Below are 6,470 nucleotides of genomic sequence, written 5' to 3' on the forward strand. Positions count from 1 at the left end.
CCGGAATTCGGTCCTCCAGGCGCACGTACCTGAACATCACCGACTGCGGCTGATCCGGGCCTCGCATACCGTCACCCCCCGACGGCCGTTCTACCATCTGGAAGCCCAGATCGCCGGGGGTTTTTCAGCAGCCTGCTAGACGCCGCCGCGGGGGGTGAATCTCATGGAAAAGGCGAATCCGTTTGCGTTCGGTCCGGCTGACCACTGTCCGCCGGCATCCCAGCGTCAGGACCGGCGGATCCAGAAGGATCTTCTGGACGAGCAACAGAGCATCGATCGCTCACAGAGCAACTGCGACGGCCTGATTTCGCGGTGGTTTGGCGAGCGATACGAGATCGAGGCGCAGGTTGCACGGGAGGCAGGATTGCTCTCGGAGATCGAGAGGCGGAAGCTCGAGGGCCGGCACAAGGCGCTCGGCGGGGAGATCCAGAAGCTCCTCGATCAGAAAGAGGTCGCGCGAAAGCGCGAAGAATCCCTCGACGACTACGCGCGCACGCATCGCGATAGCGTGCGTGCGATCGACCGCGCGCGCGACGACCAGGTGCGCCAGGCTTGTCGCGAGGGTCTTGAGGGGAGCGTAGAGCGTTGGAAGCAGTACCAAGACACCCGGCACGCGTTGGCTAGTGCTGTGGGCGAGCGCGAGCGGGTCGGGGAAAAGGGGACTCTGGTCGCAGCGGCCTGAGAGTCGACCTTCCACGAGCGAAGACCTCCGGCGCCCGAGAGAGAGCGCTAGTCAGACTTTCGCCCACTCGCGGATGAGGTGGTCGAAGCGGCCGGACTCGAAGTGGGGAAGCCAGAGCGCGTAGACGTCGGGGAGCTGGCCCGGCTTCGCGCGGCGGAGGTAGGCGTCGAACTCGCCGGCTCGGACGGCCGCGGTGAGGCGATCCCAGAAGAGCTGCTCGTCCCAGTGGCTGCTTCGGTACATGCGGTAGATCGAGAGGCCGCGCTTCATCGCGGCAAGATTCGCCGAGATGCTGTCGCGCAGCACGACAAACTCCGGATCGGCGAAGTAGTCGCCGGGGTCATAGAGCTCTGGTGAGGGGTAGTCGGAATCGAGCATCGTCTTGCATATCACGAAACTGCGTTGTATGTCCAGGCAGGAAGGGCCGGGCGGTGCACCACCCGGCCGCACAACGGGACGGCTAACCCGCTCTAGGCGCTTGCTGCGCGGGGCTGCTCGCGGCGCGCTTGGGCGTCGTTCCGCTGCTTTCGCGCGATCCACTGCTGCGCGTCCATGACGGCGACGGGGACATTCCCGAGCCGATCGGCGCTGATCGACTTCGTGCTCTTCCACTTGTCGCCGTCGCTGGCGTCCTGGAAGTGCTCTTGAATCGTAACGCTGTAGAAGTCGCCGTGTTGACCCGCACGGGCCCAGACGGTCGCTGACACGCGGTTGTACCAAGGGGTTTCATAGACAGGGGGGTTCTTACTCTCTGGCATAATCGCTTCCTTTCGTTGTTTCGATAACTCCTACTAACAGACCCGGAATCGCGACGAGAGTCAAGAGGGTTCTTCGCCCAGGTCCCCGGAAGAGGCTACGGCGCGGTAGGCGCGTACGTGGGCCGCACCGGGCGCGGTCCTAAGGATGCGTTTCAACTGTTTCGGAACACGTGATACGAAAGGCAAGCGATGAATCCGGTTGCTAAGACAATCAGTACCCACGTTCCTGAGAGCATCTTGCGCCCGTGCGGAAGGCCCGCGAGGGACAAGATCCAATCCTCCATGTCACGCAGTGATTCTTCGGGTTCGCTGCGAAGCCATTCGACCCACGAGTCTTGATGATAGAGGTACTCCCAAGACGATGAGGCCGTCACCCGGTGTGCTCTGATATCGAGCGCGTGTGCGCGGAGCTGTCCCGAGCATTGGCCTCCGCCGCGGTCAACATCATTCGCCGACCGAGGGGCGCCGCCGCCGGTGGTTCAAGGCCGGCTAATCCCAAGACGAAGCGCAACGTCATCCGCTTCGACGCCCACGAGGGCGGAGCATCGCAAGTCCCCTGCTTTCTATCTCGAAGCGTAGATGGCCTGATACAAGGGAATCGCCTCCACTCTTGAGCCCGGCAGCTCGCCGTCGAGCCGTACTTGGATCTTCGAGGCCAGTTCTCTCGCCTCGTCACCGCTCCTGAGAATAGTGGCATCACGTGGATCGCTAGCAAGTGCTGCTCGATTGCCTTCCTCGAGAATGAGATATCCGACGTCGACGTTGCCTTGGTGTTTCCGACAGATGACGTAGGTCTTGTATGCGCCCTTCGAAAGAAACTCATTGCCCGTCCCGCAGTGTCCACACGTCCAATAGCCCTGCAAGCTCCGTGCGGCCCAATAGCGGACTCGTTGGTCAAATCTCTTCCAGATTGACAGCGATGACGTCTCGAAAAGCGATGCCTTCGGGTCGCTCAACGAGTCCTCTCGCAAACCGCGGCCGGAGCCAATGTGTAGTCCAGCAGCCTCTCGGACATCGTCATCTGTAACGATTTCCGAATCCCTTCCAGGTCGGTATTCCTTCTTGCATCTGTGACACTTCTGCACGACTGACGCCTCCTCCCCCCGTTATCGATGGACGGAGAGACCTTCCGCTCAGCTCAGGCGACGATCAAGCTTGTTCGGTCGCGGAAGCCAGGAACGGGCTCAGGCGCCACCCAAGTATGCCGCCGTCACTCTTCCTCTCACGATGCGCCCTTTATCGATCAGAACGCGGACGGTCTCCTTTTGGATGAAAGTGCCAAGCGCGCGGCATCTCCCCGCTTGCCCGGTAGCACACTAGTTCCCCCCCCAACGCGGAACAGCGGTACCGCTAGCTGGGAATGGATGGACGTCGTAGCCGTGGTCCGCAGCCCAGTGATGAGCGGCTGACCGGAGGTCCCAGTGTCCGGAGTTCAGGAAATTTTGTGCCATCACGCCGTCGCCGTACTTGTTAAGCGCCTTGCGGAGCTGGCGCACCGTTCGCCGGTCGCCAAGTTGGATGAGGAGGTCATGGACCGCTGCAATCTTCTTAGCGTCCCATTGCAAGATCATGCCTAGGCAGTGCGCCAGCTCCGGGACCTCCTTTTTAGTCTCAATCACCTGACGAAGAGCGGAGCGCGGATCAGGATCGCGAATGAGCTGGTTCAGAAGAGGAACAACGTTGATTTCGTGCTTCTTTCGAAGCTCTTCCTTGGCTTTGTCACACGAGTTCTGTTTCTGTGGAGCTCCCAGCGTGTCGAAATCGCTAGGTCCCGTAGAGACACCCATGGGGGTAGCAAGGGAAGAGCTCGCGGCTGATAAAAGTGCTACCCACACGAGCGTTGTCTTGGCCGCGAAAGCCACTGGTCGCTGCGCGTTTGGTCCCCAGGATCTTCCTCGTGTGTGCCCGAGCGGGCTCAAGTATCTGAGAGGCTCGGTCATTTGCCTGTTCCTCCTACCCGGCGAAGCAACGCGCTGATCGCTTACCTTGGGCTACCGCTTCAATGGCGCCTGGTACCCCGTGTGCTCGAGGTAGTCCAGGATGCAGCCCGCGAGGCGCAATCGTTCGTCAACGACCTGGACCAGGTCGGCGGTCGGGTTCCCGGCCTCGTGCTCGATCGTCTCCCGCATGATGTTCTCCGACGGCTGCGTCTTGGCTCAAGCGGCTGCTCTCACCTCCCCTCAGTCTAGGGCTGCCCTCTCTCGTTCGAGTTCGGCGTCTGAGGGGTCCGTGTAGCGCCAGATGTAGCGGTCGGAGTTGCCTCCTGGCGAACGGGGGCAGGGTGACGGAAAGGGCGGACCAGGGCCTATGACGCGCAACTTGAGGCCGTAGGAGCCCGTAGGAGCGCCGAAACGGGCTCCGGGGGTAAGCAGCCCCCGGACCCCGAGAAATCCTCTCAGAAGGGCTCCGAGGGGCGGGGTGTTTTCGACCCGCCCTCTCCCTAGCCGGATGCGTCCTCCTCACGAGAACAGACCTGGCTGCTCCTCCCGGAGCGAGACGTGAGCGCGCGGTCGGTGGGTCCAGGTGATCGAGTCCAGAAGCGGGACACCCAAGAGGGTGCCCGCCTTGCGCAAGCGTTCCGCGATCTTCGCGGCTCGGCGCGGGATCGCCCGAGGGATGGTTGTGCAGCACCAGCAGCGCGACCGCCCCCGTCAGCACCGCGGTTTGAAAGACCTCGCGCGGATGAACGAGCGACGCTGTGGCGGTGCCGACCGAAACGACGGCGTGAGCGATCGGCCGGTGTCTCCCGTCGAGATAGAGCGCCAGGAAGTGCTCGCGCGCATGATCGCGAACGATGCGCCGCGCAAGCTCGACGGCCTGGTGTGGCTCTCGGATCGGACTCGCGACCCGCTGCCGGCGCCCTCGATACTGGACGATGGCCTCCCGCACGAAGACGACGGAGAGCGCCCCCTCACCGCTCTTTGGGGGTGGGTAGGAACTCACGGCCTGCCAAGCTTGCACTGATTCGTTGTCATCCTTTCAACCAGCCAGAATCTTCTCCAAGAGTCAAGGTGTTCTGGTAAATCGCTTCGGGCCTCGCTTCGCTCGGCCCCTGGTGCCGCCGGCCGAAAGCGGCCGGCGACTTCTTCTCCCACTCGCTCAGACAAGCCAACGCAAAAATGCGTTGACTCTTCCTCGCTCCCGGTCCAATCTTGCAACCGTCCGGTTGCAAGATCGGGCTAGCGAAACCGAAGGCGGGTCGGGATTCCGGTCCGCCTTTCCCGTTCAGGAGGTTGGATGGTCCGAATCGCGCCCTCAATGGCCGCGATCACCGAAAGACGGCTCGAGATCGCCGCCGAGCGGTATCCAGTCGTGCTTGAGGTACTGCATCTTCTTGAAGTCGTCGATGGCGAGCCCGACGGGCTCTGGGCGCCAGAAGAGCTCAAATGCATCTACTACCGGCAGCGGAGGCCACTCCGTGTTGGGTGACGAGGGGCCTCGCGATCTTCCACCACCGTGTCCTCGGTGGGCATCCCGCGACGAGCGTGACGCGTGGCTTCATAGCCTGACGATGGAGCAGGAGATTAGGCGCGGAGACCTCGACCCGCCGCCGCATGAGCACACCGCGGCCGAGGCGGCCGTTGCCGATGCTCGAGCGGCCTTGCGGGCTTCACAGCGGCGGTTTTCGGACCCCTTCGCCTACAGCGACGACCGGCAGGGACCCATGCCGCCCGTCGTGACGATCGGAGAGCCCAAGCTTTCGAACACCTGGCGCAGCGACCTTTCCGGCGGCTGGACACCTGGCGGCTTCCCCTGGAAGCCGTTGCACCGCGACCTGGTCGAGAAGCGGATTCCCAAGCGCGTGAAGAAGCCTAAAGCTCTGGCGGCCTGGCTGGCAGAGACGATCGCGGCCGAAGAAGCTGAGGCACGCTCAGCGCTGCGGCTGGTCCTGGCCGAGCGGCATGGCCGCCTGCGGCCTGGTGAAGCTGGTTCAACCCGTCTGGCTACGGCGTGGAACCACCTGGCCGCGAATCGAGCTCAGCTCCGCGCGCTGCGACAACTTCAGAAGGAAATGGCCGCCCAGCTCGAGCGCGACAAGCCAACCGAACAGCTCACGCTGTTCTAGGTGTGGCGTTCCGCACCTCCGGATTGGGCGAAGGCTGAAAGACAGCCACCGACACAGGCTATGTCGACGTCTAGTTCTTCGGAATTGATTCAGGCGAAGGTGAGTCGAGAAAAGAGCGATAGGCGTTCTCGGGAGGATTGCCTAGCTCGTCTTCGGCGTGGATACTCGCGCCCCGTTCGACGAGGATCCGACCTACTTCGGCGCAACACTTCGTAGCGAGACTTGATGGGCCTCTTCCGTCTGCTTGTTCGTGCAATCCGAGGTAGACAAGGTGTAGTGGAGTCGTTCCGGTCGGAAGCATAGTAGCGCTGTAGATGCAGTCCCCGTCTTGTGCAGCGCTGTATCCGTGGTGAACCGTTATTGGCGTCGGAGAGCCGGTAGCGCTCTGGCCCTCCTTCGAGAGGAGATCCTGGACAGCGTCGATATCGCCCAACAGGGCTGCCGCGTGAAGCGGGTAGCGTTTCGCGTCGGCGTCTGAGAGGTGCATATACCGAAAGCCGTCGGCCCCGGATATGGTCCCCCGTGGCGCGAACGATGAAAGGAAGTAGCGGCGGATGCGCGCAAGTGGGCGAAATCCAGCCGACGGCTTGCTAGCCCTCTTGAAAACTCTCTGAAGCGTTCGGACACAGGACTCCGAGACGCGCGCCACTCGTTTCTCGTGCTGATCGAACTTCTTCTTCGCTCGCTTCTCGCTGTAGAAAACGACGTATATCCATCTGCGGACTTCGCGTCGAAGGTTGTCCATCGCTTCCTCGCGTTTTCCGGAATGTAAGTTATCACACGAGCAGGCCGGAACGGCGGCTTAGAATTCCCAGTCCTCCCGCTCTAGCAGGCTGAGGAAAAACGCCGTTGACGGGCGTGTTTCCTGGGGCTGACGATAGTTCCGTCGGGTACTCGGCCGGTTGGTGGCTTGGAGCGGGGGCGAGAGCCCTCGGTGCTCGCTCCGTCATCCCGGAGCCTCGGC

The 6,470-nt window shown here is 62.4% G+C and carries 10 protein-coding genes; 3 read left to right on the top strand and 7 right to left on the bottom strand.

Annotated elements, in window-relative coordinates:
• Positions 1-163: 163 nt before the first annotated feature.
• Positions 164-682, top strand: coding sequence for a hypothetical protein (locus MJD61_14850; GenBank protein ID MCG8556548.1), 519 nt, complete (start codon positions 164-166; stop codon positions 680-682).
• Between the two features lie 51 nt (positions 683-733).
• Here MJD61_14850 and MJD61_14855 read toward each other — a convergent pair whose 3' ends face one another.
• The 6 genes from MJD61_14855 to MJD61_14880 all read right to left on the bottom strand — a co-directional run bounded on the left by MJD61_14855 (position 734) and on the right by MJD61_14880 (position 4,329).
• Entirely contained in the window at positions 734-1,060 is a 327-nt protein-coding gene (locus tag MJD61_14855; protein MCG8556549.1) for a hypothetical protein, read from the bottom strand.
• Positions 1,061-1,152: 92 nt separating this feature from the next.
• Entirely contained in the window at positions 1,153-1,389 is a 237-nt protein-coding gene (locus MJD61_14860; GenBank protein MCG8556550.1) for a hypothetical protein, read from the bottom strand.
• 614 nt (positions 1,390-2,003) lie between these two features.
• A complete protein-coding gene (locus MJD61_14865; protein MCG8556551.1) occupies positions 2,004-2,396 on the bottom strand; it encodes a hypothetical protein in 393 nt (130 codons plus the stop codon).
• A 360-nt stretch (positions 2,397-2,756) separates the two neighbouring features.
• Entirely contained in the window at positions 2,757-3,227 is a 471-nt protein-coding gene (locus tag MJD61_14870; GenBank protein MCG8556552.1) for a hypothetical protein, read from the bottom strand.
• A gap of 204 nt (positions 3,228-3,431) precedes the next feature.
• Positions 3,432-3,569 carry a hypothetical protein gene (locus MJD61_14875; protein MCG8556553.1) on the bottom strand — a complete coding sequence of 46 codons (138 nt, stop codon included), beginning with the start codon at positions 3,567-3,569 and terminating at the stop codon, positions 3,432-3,434.
• Positions 3,508-4,329, bottom strand: a complete 822-nt coding sequence (locus MJD61_14880) for a JAB domain-containing protein (GenBank protein MCG8556554.1) — start codon at positions 4,327-4,329, stop codon at positions 3,508-3,510. The genes MJD61_14875 and MJD61_14880 overlap by 62 nt, the downstream gene beginning before the upstream one ends.
• 348 nt (positions 4,330-4,677) lie before the next feature.
• On the opposite strand from MJD61_14880, the gene MJD61_14885 reads away from it, so the two are divergent.
• Complete coding sequence (locus tag MJD61_14885; GenBank protein ID MCG8556555.1) at positions 4,678-4,869, top strand: hypothetical protein; 192 nt, start codon at positions 4,678-4,680, stop codon at positions 4,867-4,869.
• 82 nt (positions 4,870-4,951) lie between these two features.
• The gene (locus MJD61_14890; protein MCG8556556.1) at positions 4,952-5,506 is read left to right on the top strand and encodes a hypothetical protein; all 555 of its coding nucleotides are present in this window, start codon (positions 4,952-4,954) and stop codon (positions 5,504-5,506) included.
• Between the two features lie 70 nt (positions 5,507-5,576).
• Here the strand turns inward: MJD61_14890 and MJD61_14895 are convergent, their stop codons facing one another.
• A complete protein-coding gene (locus tag MJD61_14895; GenBank protein MCG8556557.1) occupies positions 5,577-6,251 on the bottom strand; it encodes a hypothetical protein in 675 nt (224 codons plus the stop codon).
• Positions 6,252-6,470: the final 219 nt, after the last annotated feature.

The sequence above is a fragment of the Pseudomonadota bacterium genome (assembly GCA_022361155.1).
Classification (GTDB): domain Bacteria; phylum Myxococcota_A; class Polyangia; order Polyangiales; family JAKSBK01; genus JAKSBK01.

Excerpts from the sequence above, each read along its gene's own strand:
- MJD61_14850 (MCG8556548.1), top strand. The coding sequence starts at position 164 with ATGGAAAAGGCGAATCCGTTTGCGTTCGGTCCGGCTGACCACTGTCCG.
- MJD61_14855 (MCG8556549.1), bottom strand. The coding sequence starts at position 1,060 with ATGCTCGATTCCGACTACCCCTCACCAGAGCTCTATGACCCCGGCGAC.
- MJD61_14870 (MCG8556552.1), bottom strand. The coding sequence starts at position 3,227 with ATGGGTGTCTCTACGGGACCTAGCGATTTCGACACGCTGGGAGCTCCA.
- MJD61_14875 (MCG8556553.1), bottom strand. The coding sequence starts at position 3,569 with ATGCGGGAGACGATCGAGCACGAGGCCGGGAACCCGACCGCCGACCTG.
- MJD61_14885 (MCG8556555.1), top strand. The coding sequence starts at position 4,678 with ATGGTCCGAATCGCGCCCTCAATGGCCGCGATCACCGAAAGACGGCTC.
- MJD61_14890 (MCG8556556.1), top strand. The coding sequence starts at position 4,952 with ATGGAGCAGGAGATTAGGCGCGGAGACCTCGACCCGCCGCCGCATGAG.
- MJD61_14895 (MCG8556557.1), bottom strand. The coding sequence starts at position 6,251 with ATGGACAACCTTCGACGCGAAGTCCGCAGATGGATATACGTCGTTTTC.